This is a genomic window from Planctomycetaceae bacterium (assembly GCA_041398825.1).
Taxonomy (GTDB): Bacteria; Planctomycetota; Planctomycetia; order Planctomycetales; family Planctomycetaceae; genus F1-80-MAGs062.
The window spans coordinates 139,710-163,176 of the sequence record JAWKTX010000013.1; the positions used below are offsets into that span (position 1 = coordinate 139,710).

The window sequence follows — 23,467 nt, forward strand, 5'->3', positions numbered from 1 at the left end:
GTGTCCGTTTAACGGCCTGTTGAAAACCGGGACTGGCTCGTGCAGGAGACCTTAAAACACGACGGTTTCCAGTCGTCCTGCTTTTCTGTCCCGGCTTTTCAACGGACAGTTAACACCTCATGGCCCCGGACGCAAGTAGTCGATGGTCCTCAGTCCTGTGGAAGAAGCTGCTTTCGAAGGCACAGCCGTGAATTTGATCCCTGGTGTGGAATCTGACCTGGTCGAATTCGTCACAACTGTCTGGGGGAAATGCAATTGTGCTGTGCGGCTGAACGTTCAATTCACCGGTCAGAACAATTAGATTCCCGTCTCATCCGACATCTGTACTCAATGCGACCTTTGAAGCGATGTCATCGCTGCTGCGCTGAAACGGGAATGTGAAGTATGACACCCACTGACTGCTCACAGAATGATTCATGTGAAAATCAACTTCCCGGAATGGTGCCGCACGCACTGCAATGTGACGGCGAGGTGATTTCGGTTCGCAGGTTGGCCACAGAAACCTGGGCTGTAAAGATCAGGGTGCCATCGCTGGCTCGGCGAATTACGCCCGGCCAGTTTTTCATGGTGCGTCCGCCCCATGGAACGGATCCTCTGCTGGGGCGACCCTTCGCTTTGTTCGACATATTCGAAGACGAAAACGGGAATGCCGACGGCGTGGAGTTCGGCTTTGTGCGCGTTGGCAAAATGACATCTTTGATGAGCCAGTGGCAGCCGGGTGATTCGGTTCAGATCTGGGGGCCACTTGGAAACGGATTTCCTCTGCCAGCGTGCCGACATCTGGTGATGGTTGCGGGCGGAATCGGGCAAACACCATTTCTTGGCGTGGCACGCGAAGCTCTGGGATTGGCAACATACGGAGACGAAAGCCGGCAGTTACGGCAAAAACCAGAATCGGTGACGTTGTGCTATGGTGTTCGATCAGAGGAATATCTGGCGGGCCTGGAAGAATTTCGATTGCCCGGTTTGTCAACTTTGATCTCAACGGACGATGGAAGCCACGGCCATCACGGATTCGTCACAGACTTGCTGCGAGAACAGTTGGCCGTGCGCTTCAGGAGTCTCCGACAGATGTGGCGTCGCACGTCCATGTTTATTGCTGCGGGCCCGAACCGATGATGAAAGTGGTTGCTGACGTTTGTGAAAAGGCCGGAGTTCGTTGCTGGTTGTCCCTGGAGACTCCGATGGCTTGTGGATTCGGTGCATGTTTCAGTTGCGTGACGCGCGTCAGGGAAGAGGATGGAACGTGGGACTATCGCCGTACCTGTGTTGAGGGCCCCGTGTTCCCGGCAGAACGACTTCTGCTCTGATGACGCTTGAAACCTGATTGGTCAGCGTTGGCCAAGCTGCGGGGCGATTTTCAAACTCGCCACGATCTTCAAACAGACCGCGACTACCATTCGGGTTCGGCATCCTGAACGCCCAGGGCGATTTGCTTTTTTGCGTAATTCATCAGCTTGCGAGCCTGGTCTTTTTGCTGGTCGCTGAGCGGTTTGCCCTTGAGCGTTCGCAACATCTCAAGTCCGGCAGAAGGCCGTGACTGGGCCGTGATCAGGATGTGGGCCAACCGAAGCGTCGCCCAGATGTTGTCATCAGGAAACCGTTCGATGTATTCCTGGAGATAGACCTCCGCTTCTTCCAGTACATTCGCACGAACCAGCCCAAGAGACAGAGCCTTTAACCGGTCTGGATCCAGCAGGGAAGATGAATCCACCATTCTTAATTCGAACAGCATGTTCGAGGCACCCATGAAATCGCCTTCATCGATCGCGTTTGCGATGGGCCTCATGTTCCTTGTGACCGGGAAGGCTGGCGCGCCGACTGACGTTTCCACAGGTTCCTTTTGACGTTTCCTGCTCCCGGCACTCTGAGCAGTGGAGGCAGGTGGTTCCGGATCTTCTTCGACGGCCTCGCCCGGCAACGGGATTTTGGAGTAGTCCTTGTCGGGACGACCATGCGCGCCCAGAGCCCAGTCTTCCTGCGCGAAGCGTCCGTACTTTCCGCTCAGCACTGCGAACAGGTCCCAGTTTTCACAATCAACCCAGTCCTTTTTCAGATAGACCACACCTGCGCCAAACCCAACGATCGCACCCAGAATATGCAATCCGGAAGTGTCCATCTCGAACCGGTCGACCAGCACGCCGAAGAGGTTCATGCCGAAGTACAGGATCGAATACCACATGATCGAGATATCAAAGAAGAACACACGAAACGCCAGGAACATCAGAACGCTCATGTCATTCTTTGGAGCCCAGACCAGAGCAACCGCCATCACCCCAAAAATGGCGCCGGATGCGCCCAGGCAACGTCCCCTGGCTGCCTGAATAATTTCCGCCGCGTAGAGCCTGGCCTGCTGCTGCGGAATTTCATCCGAAGCAATCAGATCGGCGAGTTCATCGATGTTTTCGATTCCAAATTCCGGTCCGATCACGTGCTTCAGGACGAAGGCATCCGTTCGGTGCAGTGTGAGTAAGTCAACCAGGGCCCCCTGTGTCAGACCGATGGCAAGATACAGAGTGAGGAATCGGCGGAACCCCAGTTTGCCCTCTACGACCAGGCCGAATCCCCAAAGAAATATCATGTTGCCAATTAAGTGCATCGCGCCATGGTGGGCGAACATTGAAGACAACCATTCGAGTGGGTTGATGCCGTTTCCGTATTCCAGCATCCATGGCTCCAGCCTTCCGTCATCGATGTAACCTCCGCCATTGACCACAAAACACACGACGTTGGCTACGATCAGAACAATCGTTCCCCACGGAAAATGATAAATCGGGGCGTCGGTGCTGACGGGGATTAACATGCGCGTGTTTGTTCCTGACCGGTCTGTCCGAGAATCAACCGATGGGTGAACGTTATGATCTTTCTATCGGATCAAATTGTCTCCCAAAGTTTACTCAGTGCGTACGATGCACAGCAATCAGCAATCTTGTCTCTGGCTGGAATGTTTTGAGGCGATGGGTTCAAGTTTCAGCGTCGTTTGCATATCCTCGGCGGTTCGAAGAGCTCCGGCGATCAGCCCGCCAGAGTATCCCCGGTTGACTGACTCGTCTCTGACCCCAGTGGCCCATTGCTATCATGCCCGCCAGTGAAGCCGATCGCCAGCTCGTGAAACGTATCCGATCCGGGGAAGCCGATGCGTGGCAGGAATGCATTGACCTGTACGAAGGGCGATTGCTGGCCTTCGCGCGAACACGTCTTCAGGATCGATCTGTTGCCGAAGATATCGTGCAGGAGACCTTCATGGGATTCCTGAAAGCCCTTCCTAACTACGATGATCGGACACCGCTTGAATCCTGGCTGTTCTCAATCGCCGCCCACAAGCTTGTGGATTTTCTGCGGCGATCAGGACGTCGTCCAACCGTGCCATTGCTGACATCAGAATCGAAAGACGGCGCGCAGAGGGATATTACGGGCCCCGGGCGGGCCGCTTCGAGCATGATGCGCAGTCACGAACAATCGAATGCCGAATCTGCCGTTATTGAATCATGCCTTCGCGAACTCATCGCCGGGTTTAAAGAATCCGGAGCCTGGGAGCGGCTTCAGTGCGTGGAACTGATCTTTGTTCTGGGCTGGGCCAATAAGGACGTCGCAGCACGATTGAATCTGACTGAGCAGGCGGTGGCCAACCATAAATTCTTTGTCGTGTCGAAACTGAAGGAGGCTGCAAAAACGGCCAGACTTCAGAACGTCAATCTGGACGGAATGGGTCTCGAGTAGCCACATCGCCTCCACCATCCCGTGGTGGTTCGCGAAGGCCTCCGGCGCATTAATGCCCGGGCGCATCATCGACAAAGTTGATCCAGTATCAGGTCGTGAAAGTCCGGCGCCGTCGAATCCGCACATCGGTACCTCTAACTTTTTGGCGTTCCATTCGACGCGTCGGCCCTGGGTTCAGGAGGCGGCACTTTGACCTGAATTTCCTCGCCTTCGATTCGAACTTCGTAACTGGCCGAGCGAATATTGCTTTTTGTATTGTCCATCCATGCTCCATCACAAAGTCGGAACCGCCAGGCGTGCCACGGGCACAGAACCATGCCATCTTCCACGTAGCCCTCGGACAACGAAGCGCCCATGTGCGGACAAAAGTCGTTGATGGCGAAGTAACTTCCCTTGTCCAGAAAGACGCCAACCATCGTTCCGTGAACCGTGAAGCAGCGCCCCTGCCCTTCAGGGATGTCGCCGATTCTGGCGACAGAATGGAATTCATCAGTCATGTATGGGCAATCAGATTGGGTGTGTGAATGTTGAGACGGATGGCACGAAAAAGAACGAAGTCCGTGGCCGGAACAAGTGGATCTTTACGATTGCTGGTTTACGCCGTTTCCAGCGGACGCGGCAGGATATCAGACCGGTAAATCGCGTCCTGTCAGCTTGCGAAATTGTAAACGCATTTGCATCTGAAACACATCGCTGCCCGAAATCAGTCGAGCACCCCGGGCGCGTGATTCTTCTGCGAACCGGCTGTCGTCGGGGTAACCGGACAGATCCACCATCGTCATGCGTTCGCGAATGATTCCCGGGTTTAGTTGTCCTCGACCTGAACCGCATTGCACTTCCTCTGCTGCCACTGCAATGGTGTCGATCCGAAGATCATAGACAGAGGCCCAGGAAGCCTGCCTCGCGCCAACAGACTTTGCAGCCGCTGAGGCGGCATTGTCCGAAGGACTTGCCAGGCTGACAGCGGCCCCGCGTCGCAGAAATTCTGCGGCCAAATGCTTCGCGAGCGAGCCGTGTCCGCAAATCAGCACACTGCCGCGCCCGGTCCAGTCGGGAGATCCCCCAGCCTGCTGGCCGACGCGGTCGATGGAATCCATGATGGTCGAAGTCGCCGTCCACCGATCGCCTTTCTGCATCAACAAGTCGGCGTAACCCGAAGACGAATTGGCTTCTCCGCTTTCAGTAGTCATTTCATTCAGGCCACCAGGATTTAATGGATCGCAAATCAGTGCGTTGATTTTCAGAGTTGCCAGCATCCGGGGCAGGCGTTTCAGATCACCCGGTATGATCGGAAGGCATCGAATATTGCGGTCCATCGATCGAAACGCTGCGTTCAGGGTGCGAGCTGTCACGGCGTCGCACCGACCACCGCTGACAATTCCAAAGAATTGAGTCCTGCTGTCGATGTCATCCCAGCTGAAATCCTCTTTCAATTCATTGATTGAAGGCTGATGCTCAAATGCCTCCATGCCTTTTTCGAGAGCAGCGTAAATCCATGGGGATTGAAATCGCTTCCCCAGCAACGAAAACGTAATTCCCGAGTGTCCCATCCCCTGACCGACCACCGGGAGTTCACGCTTCTGCGTGACTGCTGCAAGCAGTGGCCATGCGGCATCCAGATTTTCGGTGGGCCAGGTAACTTTGACGATATCGGCCTTTGCCTGATAACACTTTTCAAACACATCGTCGATTCTGCTGAGCGGCCGGTTCAGACTGGTGTAAGCAATGACACGTTTGGTGTTTCCGAACCGGGGGATCCCGGGAGCGATATCAAGATCAAGTTCAATGTAGGCGGGTTCCGCCACAATCGCACTGCGCAGCAGGGTGATTCGCTGCTCTTCGGTGCCCTGCCAGTGGCCGCCATCTTTGGGACGGCGGCATGAAACCAGCACAGGTTTTTCGATGGACCTGATCAGTTCCGCAACATTGGGCTCTTTGAGAAAATGATCGAGACACAGCTCGATCAAATCACACTGACGTGACGCGTTCAGCAGATCTGCCGGTGCCAGAGTCCGGGATTCCGGTGTCACAGAGATACAAATCATTCACTGCGCCTTTCGTCAACGGACCTGTAAAGAATGCGTGCGTCCAGCGAAACGCCAGCGCAACCAGAACCGCAAGGGCCGGCATCAGCGGTGCACGCATTCGGGCATCCGTCCAGTAGAAAGTATGCATCAACTGGAACGCGAGAACGGTCAACCAGATCGGAGCCGACTTCGTACTGAAAAATGGCATGCGTTTGGCGATCCGACAAGTCAAACGAACAAGGATGAGGCCGATAATTGCGAACCAGAGTCCGGCATACCAAATGCTGCTCAGCAGTCGCTGGACATCGGACACCGCGCCGGTCGGGGAGATGGCCCAGAAAGTTCGAATGCGAAGCCAGGATGCGCGGACAAAGTTCGCTGGCTGCGATTGAATGGCCTGAAATGCCTGCGAATACATCCAGGTATCCGTTGCTTTTTCATCACCAATCGCGATTCCTGCAGCCCTCGCCTCGGATGCCATTCGTTTTTGCCACTGGTCCAGTTTCTCTCCGTCCCAGGGTTTCGTCGCATCGCCGTTGATGACGTCGCGGTAGTAATCAGGATTATTGCCCAATGCGAGTGTGTAGCCGCCGTGAGTTGTTGCCGGAATGAATGTCTGAAATTCAACAAAATTGCGAGTCACCCAGGGGCTGATCGCCAGCAGGAAACCAGCGGATGAAACCGTGCAGGGTGATACGAATTTCAGCATTCTTACAAAGAGGTTGCCTGATCGGAGGCTTCGTTTTTCCTGGGGTGCGAGAGCGAGCGATGTCAACAATTCGGAGGAGAGAAAAGCCATGACAACCAGACCAATAGGGCGGACCAGAGACGAAAATCCCAGGACAATGCCAGCCAGAAATCCCAGCCATCCGGTTCGTCGCGATGTGGAATTCTCCTGAGTTCCTGAGCTGATTTCTCCGTCGGCAGCAGATCGAAGGTGGAGCCGATTGCGAAACTGAATCCATAACACCATGCCGCCGGTCAGAGTCAGCGCGCTGACCACTTCGGTCATAGGAAGTGCCGAGTAGCGAATCAGCAATGGATCCAGCGCAACCAGAAGTGCTGCCAGATTTCCGGACATTGTGGAGAGCCCCACTTCTTCTGCCAGCTGTCGCGTGAGAAGGACCGTCAGAATACCAGCCGCAATATGAAGCATGGCGATTGCACGTTCGGGGCTGGAAGTACTACCAGGCATCATGGCAATCATGAAGGGATAACCGGGCGGGCGAAATGCTGTCGGTTTGTCTGTTCCGGGAACAACAAACCCCTTTCCCTGCTGAATCATCTGTGCGTGGGCAACGTAGGCATCCGGATCCGTCGCCAAATCGTCCGGTCGATTCAGAATACAGGCCGTCCGCGACAGCATCGCAGCCAGAAGGATCATTCCAAGAACAGGAGCCCTTGATGTCATCGCCCGTGATGGCATCGCCCTGGATTTCATCGAATGAGTTCGTCGTCGAAGTAGTTCGTTCCCATCCCGGCGTCAATCACAATGCCCTGGGAATTGATTCCACTGGATCGGGGACTGAGCAGAAACGCCACCGTATTGGCCACCTCTTCTGTTTGTACCGCCTTTTTTCGAAGCGTGGCTTTCTCGGCAAACAGATAACTATCAACGTACCCAGGAATCCCCGCGGACGCGGACGTCTTTAACAAACCGGGACAGACGGCATTGAAGCGAACGCGTGAAAATCGTGAAAACGACTTGGCCAGGAAACAGATGGAAGAATCGAGCGCGGCTTTCACGGGTGCCATGTAGCCGTAGTTTTCAGCCGCCATGCGAGTGGTGGAAATGGATATCGTGACGACACTGCCGATGTCCGGATCAAGCAGATCCCGCATCGCATTGCAGATTGCCGTCAGAGAATAGCATGAGATATCAATGGCCTGCAAAAACGCAGAACGGGGTGTTTCATGGAATGGCAGCCATCCCGCAGAATAGTCGGCAAAGGCAACCGAATGAACAATGCCATGGAGCGTATCAACGGTGGCTGCCACATTGCTCCGCAGCTGATCAATCTGTTCCTGTGATTCCACATCACACACGAACACGTTCGCCCCTGGCGCCAGCTTTCTCACTGATTCAGCGCGCGCTTCGGAGCGGACGGAAAACAAGACATTCGCACCCGCTTCCATCAACACGCGGGCCGTCTGCCATGCAACGCTTTTTTTATTCGCGACGCCCACGACAAGAATGTTGCGTCCGTTCAATTGAAGAAAATCGCTCATCGTGTTTTCAGTCGTTGAGTTTTCTGTCGTCGTTTCCCGCGCCCTGATGTCGCGGCCTTTGTTACCCGCGGCTTCGTGTTGATGGCTTTGGCTAATTCCTGCGGAACTGATCGGCTTTGATTGTCAGCCGTCCCAGGTCCTTTTGTTCGGCCGCCACTTCTATCTTCAACTGACTCTTTTCCAGCGCAAGATGTCCCGTTGGGGTCTCCAGGGTCTTCAGCGAGGTCGCTCGCTCATGCCAAACCCGAAACGTCCATTCGCCTGTTGGCAGGCTGGAAAGTTCAAACTCACCATTTTCGTCGGAGACAGCGACATACGGATGATCCGTAATCACCAGGTAGCCTCTCATCCACGAATGTATGGAGCAATCGACGCGAATGGGCTGTGTCTCGGCACGCGGGAATGTCTTCTGCAGTGGCGAATTCATGGGAATGACTTCGCTAAAGGGTTGGTTGCGTCGAGCGTAAACGGCTGCGTTGTGGGCGACAGGATCGGAATTCGTGAATTCGACGGGTTGTCCCGCCCGGGATGGCAGAATTCGCGGGACGAATCGGCAATCCTTGTTATCCATTCGTGGCAGCACGTCAGAAACGTCCAGCGATGGATGCGCTGGTGGAGCGGTCTTTGTATCCAGCCAGATCACGACATTTCTGATGCCGCGGGATTCCGGATGTACAACAAGTGACTCGTCCTTCAAGCCGACGGCGCCGCACACTTCTTCGTCTCGGGTGATTTCCAGCAGATCTGCTTCAGGAATTTCCCCGGAGAAAATGAACTGCCCCCGGAGGCTTCCCCAGTTCTTTTCCTGCGCGAACGATTCCGAATCGCAGCCGATGCCCGGAGCCAGAATGAGACACAGGCAGACGAGGACCGCCCGATACCCGAAGTCGAAATCTGAATTCCGTGGCTTGCTGCAATTCATTCGTGGTAATCCCGGGAGATTGGTTTGTGACTGCTTATGTCTCGCAGGTTCGGAGAGATGATCAGGCCGACCAGATCTGACTGCCCCCATCGACTCGCAAGACCTGTCCGGTGACAAAGTCGCCAAGCGGTCCGGCAAAGAATTCGACCACACGTGTGACTTCTTCGACCAGTCCGATCCTGTCAAGCGTTCCTTCAGTTACGAGCCGAGATTCCTCGACGGTTCGAGTGCCCAGAAATCGTCCTGTCCGCGTATCCCCCGGGGCGAGTGAGTTAACGTTGATGTTGCTCGTCCGTAGTTGTTCGGCCAGACATCGCGTGTACTCAACCACCGCAGCTTTCGCGGTCGCATAAATGGAACTGCTCGCAAGCCCCTTAAAGGCTGCGATGGAGCTGATGGTCAGAATCCGGCCGCTGCCCCGAGGCATCATGACTTTGGCGGCTGCCTGACATGTCAGAATGGTGCTCAGAAGATTCCTGTCGAGTACCGCACGGATGTCTTCGACCTTGATGTGGACGGCATCATTTGGATTCGGCTTACCACCCGCCGCAGCGATGTCACCTCCTGCGTTGTGGACGAGAATATCGAGCGGTCCCAATTCGTCGCACACGGTTTGCACAACGCGATTGGCATCGTCCTGAATTGTCAGGTCACCCAGAACGCGGCACGCCTTCACACCATATTTTCCGGCCACCTGTTGAGCAGTGTCGGTTAAAGTCGTGCCTTCGCCGTATTCCGCCGGTCCGTTTTCCCGCATGCCGTGGAAGCCGATACTGCAGCCGAGTGATGCAAGATGTTCGGCAAATGATCGGCCAAGTCCACGTCCTGAACCGGTGACAAGGGCCACTTTTCCTTCCAGAATTCGATTCGACATGCGATTCAGTTCCCCGATAAAAAAGAAAAGGCGTTGCAATGCTGCAACGCCCTAAGCGGAGAGAGGGGGATTCGAACCCCCGGTCCGGTTACCCGGACACAGCATTTCCAGTGCTGCACAATCGGCCACTCTGTCATCTCTCCAAGCTGTTGAAACACTATCGGCCATCGACCGCCAGTCTCCTCAACGAATGCTGGCGGGAAGTATCTCCATCCGCGAGATGCAATTCAAGCTGACCAGCCTCCGGAAAAACGACATCTGCAAAGGTTGCCACGAGAAATCGCTGCGGAACCCACCCTCACAGCCGATAATCTGCGTTCAGCAGTGTCGGGGCAACTCATGAATGGCTCCAGGTTTCGTTGCTTCGCTGTTTCTCGACTCTGGCAAGTTCGGTCGTCGAAAATCTCCGAACGACTGATCCAAAGGACTGAAATGTGACCCGGCAGTTCAGCGGCCGCTGCAGCAGCGTCAACGATTCCTGCCCCGGGGGCTTCAGCCCATCCTGCGTCCGGGCCGTTGCTCCAGTCCACTGTCTTTGACAACCGGAAATGATGAGTACGACAGCGGGGCACTTTTTGCGGATCACGTCGATGAAACAGGCTTGTACCGGAGGCTGAATGGGGCCTGAATCTCGTCTTTCCACTTGTGAAATCACTTTGGCAGGTCTAATCTAGGATGTAATCCTTTGCCCTCCCGCCTTTGTTGAATTCGCCCCACCGCCTTCCTCTGTCGACAATTCTGCAGATCACGTCGACCCACCAGGAGGAGTCAATACATTGTCTGTCCACTTCAGATCGTCAATCCATTTCAGATCACTCTGCCCCGTTGCAGTCTCTCTGGTCCTGATTCTGATTCTGAACGCATTCGGGCCACAGGCCCGTCTTCGCGCCGACGAACCGGCGGCGGAAGCTGGAAACAGCCCATCAGAGATGGTGGATTTTGAACGTCAGGTCCGGCCATTGCTGGAGGAACATTGCCTGGGCTGTCATGCGGCCGATGCTCAGGAAGGCGATCTACGACTGGACAGCCTGACGTCGTTGAGTGCAGGAGGTCGGTCAGGATCTCTTTTAATTCCGGGTAATGCCGACGAGAGTCTGTTGATTTCGGCGATTCGATACGGAGACGAATCGCTGCAAATGCCCCCCGATCAAAAGTTGCCGGCTGAAGCTGTTCAAACGATTGTTGACTGGATTAATCAGGGGGCGAGGCATCCGGATGGTATGATTACCGTCGCAGTGCCTGCACCGCCGTTCGACGTTGAGAAGGAAAAGCAGTTTTGGGCATTTCAGCCGGTGGCACGTCCGTCTGTTCCGGTGGTGGACGGGGCGGTCGTTGCCAATCCCATCGACGCATTCATTGCGGCGCGGCTAACTGAGGTTTCGTTGAGACAGAACCCTGCAGCCGATAAGAGGACATTGATTCGACGAGCGACCTTCGACCTGACGGGGCTTCCACCGACCCCAGCGGAGATCGAAGCCTTCCTTGCTGACGAAACCCCGGAGGCCTTCTCTGTCGTTATCGACCGTCTGCTTGCCTCACCCCATTATGGAGAACACTGGGGCCGACATTGGCTGGACGTGGTTCGGTACGCGGATTCCAATGGTCTGGACGAAAATGTGGCGCACGGGAATGCGTTTCGGTATCGCGACTACGTTGTTAAATCGTTGAATGACGACAAACCGTTCGACCAGTTTGTCCGCGAGCAGCTTGCCGGAGACTTACTGGTCACGGATGAAATGTCTGAGTCTCAGAAACATGAATTGCTCATCGGTACGGGTTTCCTGTCGCTTGGACCCAAAGTTCTGGCAGAAGCAGACAAGACAAAGATGCTGATGGACATTCTGGACGAACAGATCAACACCACCGGTGTCGCATTCATGGGCCTGACATTTGGTTGTGCTCGTTGCCACAACCACAAGTTCGATCCGATTTCGCAGGCCGACTACTATTCCATGGTTGGCATCTTTAAGAGCACGTACACGATGGAATCGTTGAAAACGATTGCAAAGTGGCATGAGAATTCTGTCGCAACCGAGGAGGACCTGCAGCGGTTAGAAGAACATAAATCCAGACTTGAAGCTGCAAAAGCAGAGATCGCTTCAACAATTCAAACTGCAAAGGCCTCGCTGGTTTCCGGGTTATCCGACGCTGAGGCGGAATCGCGTTTTTCAGACGAAACCCGGGCCGCTCTGAAACAACTTCGCGACGAACAGAAACAACTGGAGGCATCTGTTCCCGAACTGCCAACAGCAATGGGAGTCAAAGAAGGATCGCCGGAAACTTCACGCATTAATATCCGCGGCAGCCATCTAACACTGGGCCGTCCTGTCAGGCGTGATGTGCCGGCAGTGTTGAGGCTCGGCCCGGAGTACCAGATCCCCGAAACCGCGAGTGGTCGACTTCAGTTTGCCAACTGGCTTGTTGACCCTCAGCATCCACTCACGGCCCGGGTGATGGTCAACCGCGTCTGGCGATGGCATTTCGGACGTGGCATTGTCGCTTCTACGGACAATTTCGGTCACCTGGGCGATCATCCAACACACCCGAAACTTCTCGACTGGCTGGCCTGTGAGTTGATGGATGGCAAATGGTCACTTAAGAGTCTGCACCGGACCATTCTGTTATCGCACACCTGGCAGCAGTCCAGTGAGTCGAACCCTGCGGGCGAAGATGCCGACCCCGCCAACCATTTGTTGTGGCGATCTGGTGTCCATCGACTGGACGCAGAATCGATTCGCGATGCTATTCTGGCGGTTAGCGACCGGCTGGATCGCACGATGGGTGGTTCGTTACTTCATGTCAAGAATCGTGAGTTCCTTTTCAATCACACATCAAAGGATGAAACCCGTTACGACGCACCAAGGCGATCGATTTATCTGCCGCTCATTCGTAACAACATCTACGACGGATTCTCACTGTTCGACTGCACAGATGCAGCTGTTGCCAATGGCAACCGGTCGACCTCGACGGTCGCTTCTCAGGCATTGTTCATGATGAACAGCGAACTTCTGATTGAATCAGCCCAACAACTGGCAAGAGTGACACTTTCCGAAGGCGGGGCTTCACCACAGGAACGCATCGACTGGTTGTTTGGTCGCACGATGGGCCGTCCCGCGACGGCCAAAGAACGAAATGCGGTCATCGCGACACTTCAGACTCTTCGGGAGAGAAGTGTTTCGGCTGGTAGCGGTCCTTCAGAAGGTGAAACACCCCGTGAGAATTCGGAAGAAGCGGCGTGGGCCATTGTTTGTCAGAGTCTGCTGGCGTCGAACGAGTTCATCTATGTTCGTTGATGATCAGATCGCTGTCTGGTCACTTCTCGAGTCATTAGATATTGAAACAAGAGCGTGGTGATGTTCGAAATTCCGCGAAACCGAAGATGTGCATTGAAGAACTCTGCGGTCGGATTTGGCTGGCTCGCGGCGCAGGCTCTCCTGCAGCAGCAGGCTTCATCTGACGATGCTGTCATTTCGGGGCGGCACTCGACATCTGCGTCGCCGTTCCATTTTGCTCCGCGGGCAAAACGAGTCATCTTCATGTTCATGAAAGGGGGCCCGTCACAGGTTGACACTTTTGACTACAAACCGCAGCTTCAGAAAGACGATGGTAAACCTCTGCCGTTCGATAAACCCCGAGTCACATTTGCTGCCACCGGCAACCTGCTGGGATCTCCCTGGCGATTTCGTCCTTACGGCGAAAGCGGCATACCTGTCAGTTCATTGTTTCCGCACGTTGCGAAGCACGTCGATGATATTTGTTTTCTGAATTCGGTGCATGGAACCAACGCTGCCCACGGTGGCGCGGCACTGAAACTTCACACGGGCAGCGATACGTTTGTTCGTCCGGGGATGGGAGCCTGGGTGAATTACGGCCTGGGGACAGAAAATGACAACCTGCCTGGCTTTGTCACGATTTGCCCAACGCTGGCCCATGGCGGCGTGAACAATTGGGGATCGGCCTTCCTGCCAGCAGAGTGTCAGGGGGTACCACTGGGAGTTGCCAGCCAGCCTTCGACGAATGCCAACGTGAAGTACATCGCCAATTCGAAGTGGTCACCCGAAGCTCAGCGAACCCAGCTCGACCTGATGAAGCAGTTGAACGAATTCCATAAGCATCAGGCTGCTGGCAGCGAATCGGCACTGGAAGCGAGAATCAAGTCGTTTGAACTGGCGTTTCGCATGCAATCCGAAATGCCCCGGGTGCAGGATTTATCACAGGAATCTGCAGCCACGCTGGAAATGTATGGTTTGAACAACACCATTACGGAAGATTTTGGTCGCCAGTGTTTGCTGGCCCGCCGATTCGCGGAGGCTGGTGTACGGTTCATTCAGGTGACGCACAGCGATACCAACGTACAATGGGATCAGCATTCCAGCCTTCGGACCGGACACGAAAAAAATGCAGCTGAAGTTGACCAGCCCATTGCAGCTTTGATTGCAGATCTGAAACAAAGAGGCCTGCTCGACGATACGCTGTTGCTTTGGGGAGGTGAATTTGGGCGAACCCCGGTCGCTCAGGGCAAAGATGGCCGGGACCACAACCCGGAAGGCTTTACGATGTGGATGGCGGGGGCTGGTGTTCGGGGAGGTATGCGATACGGTGCCACCGACGAATATGGTTTCTATGCCACAGAAAACAAAATGCATATCCATGACGTTCACGCGACGATGCTCCATCTGCTGGGGCTGGATCATTTACGTTTAACGTATCGATACGCGGGGCGAGACTTCCGGCTGACGGATGTAGCGGGTAACGTTCATCACGCCGTGATTGGCTGAACGCAACCAAAATCGTCTCGGAACACACTCCATGGGTCTTCTTGCCGGAACAATTTTCGACCGTCCTCCGCATTGCGATGTTTGCGAGCGACTGGAATCCGAGTGCATTTGTCCGCCGCCAGAGCCTGAACAAAAACAGTATTTGGCCCCGGGCAAGCAGACGGCCAGACTAGCCGTTGAGAAGCGAAAACGCGGGAAAATGGTGACCGTAATTCGTGGACTGAATGCGAATGACAGCGATCTGCCGGGGCTGCTGACCCGACTGAAGACTCATTGCGGAGCAGGTGGATCGATGGGCGACGAGGACACTCTGGAGATTCAGGGAACCCACCTGGACCGGATTCGTGCCGAGCTGCAGAAAATTGGCTACAAAGTAAAGGGCTAGCTGAAGTCATGCGATCCATTTGCTTCCGGAAGACAGTCTTGCTTCTGCTGTTGATTTCATTTCCAGAGACAAAGGCCTGGTCTGAACTCCCCGAACTGATGGAATTCACAACCACCAGCCCGCTGGATCAGGAGGTTCAGAATGTTCGCTTCTGGGCACCGGAGAATGCGAACACAGCGGAAACTCCTGTGCTGGTGTTTCTGCATTCATGGAGCGGAGATTATCGCCAGGACAACAGTAAGTGGTTCGCGCAGGCCGTAAAACGCGGGTGGATTTTTCTGCATCCGGATTTTCGTGGCGTGAATAATTCGCCAAAGGCCTGTGGTTCGGTATTCGCGCGACAGGACATTCTGGACGCGATGGCAGAATGCAGAAGACGATTTCGCATCGATCACAAGCGTGTCTATCTTGCGGGTGTTTCCGGCGGTGGTCACATGTCTTTATTGATGGCCGGCCATCACGCGAATGAATTCTCTGCCGTGTCTGCGTGGGTTGGCATCAGTGATCTGGCCGAATGGCATTCGTTTCACGTCAGGGATGGCAAGCCACAGCGTTACGCACAGATGATTGAGAAATCTCTGAGCGGTCCGCCAGGTGTCTCAGGTGAAAGAGACGCAGATTACCGGGATCGTTCGCCATTGTTTCATCTGAGTCGTGTTGGCAATCTTCCTGTCGATATCTACGCCGGGGTTGAAGATGGTCACAGCGGATCCGTGCCCGTAAGCCATTCGTTGAGGGCATTCAATGAGATCGCGAGGATTCAAAACGCGGAACTGATCAGTGAATCAGAAATCGAGCAAATCCGGCATTCAAAGCGACTGGCGGTTCCCACTCCCTCAGACCTTCGCGGAATCGAAGATTTTGGCCGCACAATCCATCTTCATCGAACGGCTGGAAATGCATCGGTTACTATCTTTGATGGTGGGCATGAAAGCCTGCCGGAGATCGCCTGCGATCGCCTTGCCAGCCATCAGCGCGCCGTGCCCGTCACTATGCCAGTCATCAACCAGCAATAGGCGAATGGCATGAGTTGGCGGCTGTTATTTAGCGGAACCAATTCGGCCGCCTGGCTCGCGCTGGTATCGGTCGCCATCCTGGTGACGGTGGGTGTCAGTCTATGGCTGTTGCGTTATGAGCGACAATTCGTATCACGGACTGTCGGTTATCTCTTAATCACCCTGCGGCTGGCAATTCTGGCGTTGCTGTGTTGTACGATGCTTCAACCGGTTCTGACGAAGTCCTGGGACAAGGCTGTCCAGGGCCGCGTGGTTGTGGCGATGGATGTCTCAGAAAGTATGCAGACCGTAGACCGGCATGCGTCGACGGCCGAAAAATTACGCTGGGCGCAGGCGCTCGGCATGCTCGGAAACGCCGAAACCTCATCCCTGATCAACGAATGGATCGAAGCTCTCGAATCCGGTCAGCAGCCACTCTGGCTGGGACGCGATCACCCGGTAAAGACAGACTCAGATCGAGAACTTGCAGCCAGTCGGAAGCGTCAGATCGCGGACACACTGAAAGAGTTCGATCGCATGTCTCGCAGGGAGTTCGTGAGTCGTTTAATGCAGTCGCAGGATAAACCATTCATTGAAGACATGCAGAAGCGACTGCCCGTTGATCTGCGGTTGTTTGCATCTGAGCAAAATCGTGTGTCCGATGAGCGACTCTCTGAAGCACTGTTGGCTGAACAGCCGGATTTAATCCCAACAGGAACCAACGCCGTCGGCATGTTGTCGGAACTGATCAGAGAAGAATCGTCCGTTGCGCTGCGCGCTGTTGTGCTGGTGTCGGATGGTCGACAAACAACGCCCGGTGACATCGCCAGCGAAGCGCAACGTCTCGGCAGTCTGCAGGTACCAATCTACACGGTACCTGTTGGCTCCGTCCGCGTGCCTCGGGACTTATCCATCGTGATGCTGGATCATCCGCAATCCGTCTTCATCCGCGACGCTGTTCAGGTGACCGCGACACTCAGTACGACAGGGTTTGAGGGGCAACCGTTGTCGGTTCGGCTTGAAAAAGACGGCGTGACTATTGATCAGCGTGAGGTTATTCCGTCGACCAGCACCACACCGGTCGCGTTCTCCATACCTACCGAGACAGCGGGCCATTTTACCTACGAGATTATCACGGATGTTCAGGAAGGCGAATTGCTCGACGACAACAATTCCCGTGATGTCAGTTTTCAGGTCGTTGACAATAAGGCACGCGTGTTGCTTGTGGACGGAGACGCAAGATGGGAATTTCGCTACCTCAGAAATCTGCTTGAGCGAGATGAACAAATTGAATTGTCGACAGTGCTGTTTCATCAGCCACGCGTTGGTCTGCTGAATGACAGCTTTCTTCCGAAAACGTTGCCAGAGCCACTGCAGCTCAAGGGGCAGCTCGATGATATCGATCTTCTGATCCTTGGAGACATTCCCGCAAAAGACCTGAATCCTCAGACGTGGGATCTGATTGAAGCCGCGGTTGTGACCCAGGGATTGAGCGTCGTTGTTGTGCCGGGCCGCCGTCACATGCCCCAGGAATTCCAAAGTGAAAAACTCATGGCACTGTTGCCGGTGACAGATTTCACTCAGCGACTGGCTGAACGTTATGCCAGAACCGAATTTGATAGTCCACAATCGTCATTTCGCCTGAGACCCACACCGGATGGAAATGATCTGGCGATGTTTCAGTCGACTGATGCGGGTGGGGGCAACGCAGTTCCCCGGGCGGAAGAATTCGGTGATGTCGCGGGACACCCGTGGATGTACGCGGCTAAACCTCGTCCGGGAGCGACGGTTTGGGCCGAAGGTGTGCACCCGGGAGGTGCCTCTGCCGAACCCGTCATCGTGCACCAGCATTATGGTTTTGGTCAGGTTGTCTGGATGGGGATCGACAGCACCTGGCGCTGGAGAAAACGGATCGGGGACAGCCTGCATCACAGATTCTGGGGTCAGCTTGTTCGATGGGCCGCTCGAAATAAGGCAGCAGCCGGCAACGATCAGGTTCGGTTCGCACTGTCAGAAACAGTGATCGATGAAACACAAACTGTGGTGGCAACTGCCCGATGGGATCAGTCTCTTCGCCCACTACTCACAAATGCCCGCATCGAGGTATTGTTGAGCGAGGTGTCCGATGATGGCAATTCGGGTGATGCTGGCCAGACCAATCCGGAGTCCGTGCAGTCCATCGTTCTGAATCGGTCGAACGAAAACCCGGACCTTTTTTCTGTTCGACTGCCGCGGATGAAGGCTGGCACATGGCGGGCGGAACTTCGACTGAGCGAGAGTCAAATTGAGATGGATGAAGGGATTGCCTGTGATCTGGTTGTTCATCCACACATGTCTGCTGAGCTTTCGAACGTCAGTTGTAACCGCCAATTGTTACAGGAAATGGCGGATCTGAGTGGCGGCCGGATGGTTGAACCCTACCACCTCGATCAACTGCTGCAATTCATTGTGCCCCGGGACGAATCCAGCAGCCAACTGGAAGAAAAGACACTCTGGGATCATTGGTTTCTGCTGGTCATTATGTTTGGTTTGCTGATGGCAGAATGGGTGACACGGAAGCTGAACGGGCTTCCGTGATCAATCCGCCTTCATCAGTCATGAGACTGCCGTGTCCGATTCCAAACGACTCGCCGGGTGTATCCTGCGTTGTTGAATCCCTTCGATCAGTGATTCAGCAGGACAACAACCTAAATCGGACGCAGCTGGTCCGCTCCGAGACAGCCGTGCAGCCGATTTCGATAGACGTCCGAAGAAACATACGCCAGTTGCCGATGGGCATGTTCGAGACGCTCATCGATCTTCATTGTCACGACATCGGCCGCGAACTCTTCAGACGTCTGAAACCGTTGCAGGGCCGAAATGTGGCGTTCCCAGAGACGCTGGTCGTATTGCTGTTTGCGATCAAGGCGAGCGGTGTACCAGTCAGAGGCAAGAAGTGCTTCCAGTGTGAACATTTGCCGGATTTCCGGTGACTCAATCGTCTGACCCTCAAAGTCTCCATACGCCATGATATGCAGCAACGCCTTCAGCGGGGGACACGCCAGGTCGATACTCTGGTCTTCAAAGTACTGCTTCGCGACCCGCTGATGGGCTTCGGTGATGTAGCAAATGCCGTCAGCAAACGCTGCAGGATCCTGAGTTTCGGGCTTCAGGATCGACACGTCCAGAACTTTATTTGGGTTATCGAAAACACGACCCGCGAATCGCCGAATAAATCGAGACGTGATTCGGTAACCCAATCGGCTGGCGAGCACCGTCCGGCCTTCGAACTCGTAATCTTCCAGCTTCTCAAGCAACATCTCATCAATCAGAAACTTTGGATCACGTTCATCAGGGCTGAGTCGGCACCAGATCTCCGGGATCAGCAGACTAATGTCATGGTCGACTCGGACATTTGGCCCGATGTGACCTGCCGGAGTAGAGAATCCACTCAATCCCGTCAACAGATAGCTGACCAGGGCATTGTTCAGATCCGTGATGGGAAGCAGGGCGTTGAATGGCCCCTTGGTCAGAGCTCCCTCACTTCCAGCGCCGGTTGTTGATGGGCTCTTGCCTGTGAGTGCACTGACAAAGTCCATGAACAGTTCAGGCAGTTCCTGATAATGGATCGGGTTGTACACGGCGAGAGGTCGGATGCCTCTCTGGTAGTCGGGTGGATTGTTGCGACGTCCGAGTAAAACTGCCTGCACCGGAAGGCGAACAGCCGTGTCAGCCGGGACAGCACGATAGAGCCGCACGCCCATTTCGGCGACGTAACGATTCATGGGGTCCATCAGGTCCGGGCGTGTCTGAAGATACCTTGGATTCTTGCTTGGTTCGCCGTTTACCATTCGGGGCGTTGCTGAGCAAACCAGGAAGCTGTCTCCGGAGTCCATCATGTCGTCGATCAACTGCTGCATCGGCTGCGTGAACTGGCTGAGATCAATCGCCCGATCGCAGATCTGTTCCACCTGGTCGCGGGCAAGTGGTTCGAAGTTGACGATGAAGTTGTCGCGACGAGCCAGATCTGCTTCGGTCTGCTTATCCAGTCCACGATGGATTGCATCGTCCGGTCTCTGGAATAGTCGAAACTCGCAGTTCTGAGCGAACTTACCGGCGATCCCTTCTCGACGCAGTGAGCCCAGATTGTCGAGCGAAGAGTACGGTACCACGACGGAGACGCTGATATCATCCTCAGTTTGAAGCTTCTGGGCCGGCGCAAAATCCTGGCGGAGTTTGTAAGTGCGCCAGACGTTTTCTCCGAGCAATCCGACGCGAAGATACGTGCCGACCAGTTTTCGATCACCAAATTTCAATTCATGGCCGGGCGTCCCGTTCACAATATCCACTGAGAACTGGTTCCGCCATTCGTTGCCGGCATTGCCGGTATGCATTCGCTTGATAATGAAGACGATTGCATAGATGTACCCTGGAATCGACTCCAGCCAGCTGTTGTACTCGTCGGTGTAATCGACCGATGGGGTCAGCAGTTTGATGACGCTGCCCAGGGAACGTTTCGGGTCCAGGACGGGACGACTTGGATTCTTTGAGTAGTCGATCTGAACGGTTCCATCCGGACGCCATCGATCTGAATAGTCGCGATCAAAGATGGTCTGAACGATGTCCAGGTCTTTCTCCGGGTCGGCCACGAAAATGGGACCGTGAAGCAGGTAATCGGCAATCGACTTACTGATTTCGCTTTTACCACCGCCGCTGACCGTACAGGGTTTATGGCAGAAAACGCCTTCCGATAATGTCCCTATCAGCCGCCACGACGGGGCAGCCGGGTGTTTTTCCAGACGCAGCTTGTAGCCAGACGGTGTGATGTAAACGTGGTCAGGTTTCAGCGGGATCTGATGGCGTTTTCCTGCCCTTTGCCAGGAAATCTTCTGTTCGCTGACACATGCCCGCGCGTCCTCGGGGATGTAAATCACCTGAGGGAAATTCTTGTCGATTCCAAAACCTTCGGGACGCACATCAATAAACGAAGCGTAGTCCCCTGCCACATCATCGAAACTGCGATTGTTGTAACGGCGGCTGTCGGCCAGGAATTCTTCCCCCAGGTTGAAACTTGCGAAGGCAACTGCTCCTCCGGCATGTTCTTCTTCTACGTTACCAGCCAGGTTGGCAGCGTAGCTGAGCTGCGTCTTGACTTCCTTCTTGCAGTATCCGAAATAGTTGTCTGCGATGAGTGTTACGATGACTCCTTCTTCGTCGCGGCAGGTCAGTTTGAACGGGACCCCGTCATTGTATTTTTCGTCTTCTGCCTTCCAGCACATTCCGTCACGTTTTTGACGCTCGGTGGCTTCATCAAAGTGCGGCAGGCCAACTTCCTTCTTTGTCAGGTTCACCAGATGCGGGGCCAGGATGACACATCCGCTGTGTCCGCTCCAGTGGTCGACATCCAGCGCGGCGTCGTTTTGTGGCAGGAATGGATCGCCGGCGTTTCCAAAAATGGATTCAACAAAGTCCAGGTTGCTGACAAGCGATCCCGGGACAAAGAATCGAACTTCCATCGACTGTTCCTGACAAAAGCCGGGAACCTCCGGACACAGCAGCGGTCGAATCAGCAAAGACACAAAGACTCTGGCTTTCTCCGGTTCATTCTGCGTGAACGGCAGCTCCAGCAGATCTTCCGGTGGCGTCATTGCGTGTTTGAAGAGCGAGGCAAACGTCAGTCTTGGCACCGCTTTCTTGTCATTCGGGATTGGCAATCCACCTTCTGTGACATGGAACGTGCCTACGGTCGTCCGACGATCATTGGCCGGATTGTGAAGGACACCGTTTCTTACGCGGTACGAAGATACGTACTGGTTTTCGTAGCTGTCGCCATCGTGAGGCAGCGAGAGCTCGCGTGCGATGCCATGCCTGTCCAGAATCAGTGCCAGATCGGGAAGCTTGAGCGAACTGCAGCCTTTGATCCGGTCGAAGTGCCTTTGAAGAAACTGTTCGATTCGCGTGTCTGCCGGGCAGTGGATCGAATCCAGGCGTTTCAGACGCTGATGAAATGTGTTCAGGAGACGAGGTGCGCCGAGACGGTCGTTGTCTTCGAAGCACTTTGGAATCGGGAGGCCATTCACCAGCAGTTTCAGATTGATGTAGTGGACAAGACTGTCGCGGCTCGCCAGCCTCTGATCTTTTGATTCTGAAGGAACAAAACCCAAAACTTCTTCGAAATCCCTGAACTGCATATGACCTGTCCACCGTATCCTGAAGCAAAAAAATCGTTACGGGATTGCAGCAGATCAGGCCGGGAATTGCGATGTTCTGGCCTGTATCCGCTGCGGGTTTCCTCGACTTGGGGACCTTCATTAAGACGTCAATCAGTGAAAACCGACGATTGACCGTATCCAGTGGACACAGAGGTCCTGTGGATAACGATGATGGTATACCGTTGAATCCGGAGTACACTTTGTAAGTTCATGAGCCACTGCTCTTGCGGGTTTTCAATGTCTTCGACCGAGCATCTTTCTTATCGCGACGAATCAGGCAGCGATGTCGATGCCCAGTTTACAGACTCCGCTGCGCCTGCCGCCTCTCCAGCGCATGTCACACTGGGAGCCGGAAAACACTCAGCCCGGGGGAGAGCGAATTCTGTGCCGGGATCGATGTTCTCCAAAAGGGGCTCAATTCGTCGAGGGCGAAGACAACCTCCAAAGTGGATGCTTAAGTTTCAGGCAACCCTGCAATCCCTGACCCGGCGGATGAAGCAGCTTCCGGAATGGGCGAAGCAACATCGACGCCAGTGCGGCACATTTCTTGCCAGCCTGTTGATCCATTCACTGATTGCCCTTTTGTTATCTCTCTGGATGATCCAGCCCGAGTTCACGGAGCAAATCTTCACATTAATTGCCGGGGCTACGAAACCAGCCGAGGACATTGCTTTCGTCGAAGTGGCCGAAATTGTTCAACCCGAATCACTGGATCGCACGGATCTCGACAGCACCATGAAGCAGCTGCTGTCCGACGCGAACGATGGTTTAAATTCGCACGAAATGGACGATCCCCTGGATCGTAAGTTTCAGATCACTGCGGATCTGCTGAGTGCCGGGTTGGAAATCCCTGTCCACCTGGGAGAATTTGGTGGCCGATCGAAAGCGGGTCGGCAGGCGGCAGTCCACCGTTTCGGTGGCACAGCGAATAGCGAAAAAGCTGTGAATTCCGGTCTCAAATGGCTGGCGTCCATCCAAAGGGAAGACGGGTCCTGGAGCTTCTCTGAAGTTGGGCAGGCAGGGTCACCGGGAGCAATGGGCCAGACAGATATGGGAGCGACGGCTCTGGCACTATTGTGCTTTCTCGGCGGCGGACACACACACACGACAAACGGAGAGTACCGGGAACTGGTCACGAAGGGATTAGAGTATCTCAGAAAGAACGCCGAATTGTTTTCTTATGGGGCGGACCTTCGCGGAACCTATCAGGGAAATTCGGGAATGTATGTTCAGGGCATCGCCAGCATCTGCATTTGTGAGGCGGCCGCGATGTCACCGGATGATCAGGAGCTTCGTAAGCTGGCCATCAATTCCATCGACTTCATCGAGCGAGCGCAGGATCGGGA

17 protein-coding genes and 1 tRNA gene are annotated in these 23,467 nt (G+C 54.6%); 9 read left to right on the forward strand and 9 right to left on the reverse strand.

Translation table 11 applies throughout. The features are described 5' to 3' along the window. Positions 1-384: 384 nt before the first annotated feature. Both R3C20_21390 and R3C20_21395 read left to right on the forward strand, forming a co-directional pair. The gene (locus R3C20_21390; protein MEZ6043062.1) at positions 385-1,119 is read left to right on the forward strand and encodes a dihydroorotate dehydrogenase electron transfer subunit; all 735 of its coding nucleotides are present in this window, start codon (positions 385-387) and stop codon (positions 1,117-1,119) included. A gap of 65 nt (positions 1,120-1,184) precedes the next feature. Further along, positions 1,185-1,310, forward strand: coding sequence for a hypothetical protein (locus tag R3C20_21395; GenBank protein ID MEZ6043063.1), 126 nt, complete (start codon positions 1,185-1,187; stop codon positions 1,308-1,310). An 83-nt stretch (positions 1,311-1,393) separates the two neighbouring features. On the opposite strand, the gene R3C20_21400 is transcribed toward R3C20_21395, so the two are convergent. Then, on the reverse strand, positions 1,394-2,803 hold the full coding sequence (locus R3C20_21400; GenBank protein MEZ6043064.1) for a rhomboid family intramembrane serine protease: 1,410 nt from the start codon (positions 2,801-2,803) through the stop codon (positions 1,394-1,396). A 275-nt stretch (positions 2,804-3,078) separates the two neighbouring features. Here R3C20_21400 and R3C20_21405 point away from each other — a divergent pair, with 275 nt between their 5' ends. Next, entirely contained in the window at positions 3,079-3,720 is a 642-nt protein-coding gene (locus R3C20_21405) for an RNA polymerase sigma factor (GenBank protein MEZ6043065.1), read from the forward strand. Between the two features lie 134 nt (positions 3,721-3,854). On the opposite strand, the gene R3C20_21410 is transcribed toward R3C20_21405, so the two are convergent. The 7 genes from R3C20_21410 to R3C20_21440 all read right to left on the reverse strand — a co-directional run bounded on the left by R3C20_21410 (position 3,855) and on the right by R3C20_21440 (position 9,915). Beyond that, entirely contained in the window at positions 3,855-4,217 is a 363-nt protein-coding gene (locus tag R3C20_21410) for a Rieske (2Fe-2S) protein (protein MEZ6043066.1), read from the reverse strand. A 129-nt stretch (positions 4,218-4,346) separates the two neighbouring features. Then, positions 4,347-5,765 (reverse strand): type I 3-dehydroquinate dehydratase, encoded by a 1,419-nt coding sequence (locus R3C20_21415; GenBank protein ID MEZ6043067.1) that lies wholly within the window; start codon positions 5,763-5,765, stop codon positions 4,347-4,349. Further along, entirely contained in the window at positions 5,689-7,188 is a 1,500-nt protein-coding gene (locus R3C20_21420; protein MEZ6043068.1) for a phospholipid carrier-dependent glycosyltransferase, read from the reverse strand. Before R3C20_21420 ends, R3C20_21415 begins: the two co-directional genes overlap by 77 nt. Continuing rightward, positions 7,185-7,976: an SDR family oxidoreductase gene (locus tag R3C20_21425; GenBank protein MEZ6043069.1), complete on the reverse strand. Its 792-nt coding sequence runs from the start codon at positions 7,974-7,976 to the stop codon at positions 7,185-7,187. Before R3C20_21425 ends, R3C20_21420 begins: the two co-directional genes overlap by 4 nt. A 91-nt stretch (positions 7,977-8,067) precedes the next feature. Further along, entirely contained in the window at positions 8,068-8,898 is an 831-nt protein-coding gene (locus tag R3C20_21430) for a hypothetical protein (protein ID MEZ6043070.1), read from the reverse strand. Between the two features lie 61 nt (positions 8,899-8,959). After that, positions 8,960-9,772 (reverse strand): SDR family NAD(P)-dependent oxidoreductase, encoded by an 813-nt coding sequence (locus R3C20_21435; GenBank protein MEZ6043071.1) that lies wholly within the window; start codon positions 9,770-9,772, stop codon positions 8,960-8,962. A gap of 56 nt (positions 9,773-9,828) precedes the next feature. Then, positions 9,829-9,915, reverse strand: a tRNA-Ser gene (locus R3C20_21440). A 633-nt stretch (positions 9,916-10,548) separates the two neighbouring features. Between R3C20_21440 and R3C20_21445 the strand changes: the two genes are divergently transcribed. The 5 genes from R3C20_21445 to R3C20_21465 all read left to right on the forward strand — a co-directional run bounded on the left by R3C20_21445 (position 10,549) and on the right by R3C20_21465 (position 18,507). After that, complete coding sequence (locus tag R3C20_21445) at positions 10,549-13,065, forward strand: DUF1553 domain-containing protein (GenBank protein MEZ6043072.1); 2,517 nt, start codon at positions 10,549-10,551, stop codon at positions 13,063-13,065. 93 nt (positions 13,066-13,158) lie between these two features. Beyond that, complete coding sequence (locus tag R3C20_21450) at positions 13,159-14,550, forward strand: DUF1501 domain-containing protein (protein MEZ6043073.1); 1,392 nt, start codon at positions 13,159-13,161, stop codon at positions 14,548-14,550. A 31-nt stretch (positions 14,551-14,581) separates the two neighbouring features. Further along, the gene (locus R3C20_21455) at positions 14,582-14,935 is read left to right on the forward strand and encodes a translation initiation factor (GenBank protein MEZ6043074.1); all 354 of its coding nucleotides are present in this window, start codon (positions 14,582-14,584) and stop codon (positions 14,933-14,935) included. A gap of 8 nt (positions 14,936-14,943) precedes the next feature. After that, positions 14,944-15,951 (forward strand): prolyl oligopeptidase family serine peptidase, encoded by a 1,008-nt coding sequence (locus R3C20_21460; GenBank protein MEZ6043075.1) that lies wholly within the window; start codon positions 14,944-14,946, stop codon positions 15,949-15,951. A 9-nt stretch (positions 15,952-15,960) separates the two neighbouring features. Then, positions 15,961-18,507 (forward strand): hypothetical protein, encoded by a 2,547-nt coding sequence (locus tag R3C20_21465; GenBank protein ID MEZ6043076.1) that lies wholly within the window; start codon positions 15,961-15,963, stop codon positions 18,505-18,507. A gap of 110 nt (positions 18,508-18,617) precedes the next feature. Here R3C20_21465 and R3C20_21470 read toward each other — a convergent pair whose 3' ends face one another. Then, positions 18,618-22,100, reverse strand: coding sequence for a hypothetical protein (locus tag R3C20_21470; protein MEZ6043077.1), 3,483 nt, complete (start codon positions 22,098-22,100; stop codon positions 18,618-18,620). A gap of 258 nt (positions 22,101-22,358) precedes the next feature. Between R3C20_21470 and R3C20_21475 the strand changes: the two genes are divergently transcribed. Continuing rightward, a partial coding sequence (locus tag R3C20_21475; protein MEZ6043078.1) for a hypothetical protein occupies positions 22,359-23,467 on the forward strand: 1,109 nt, incomplete at its 3' end.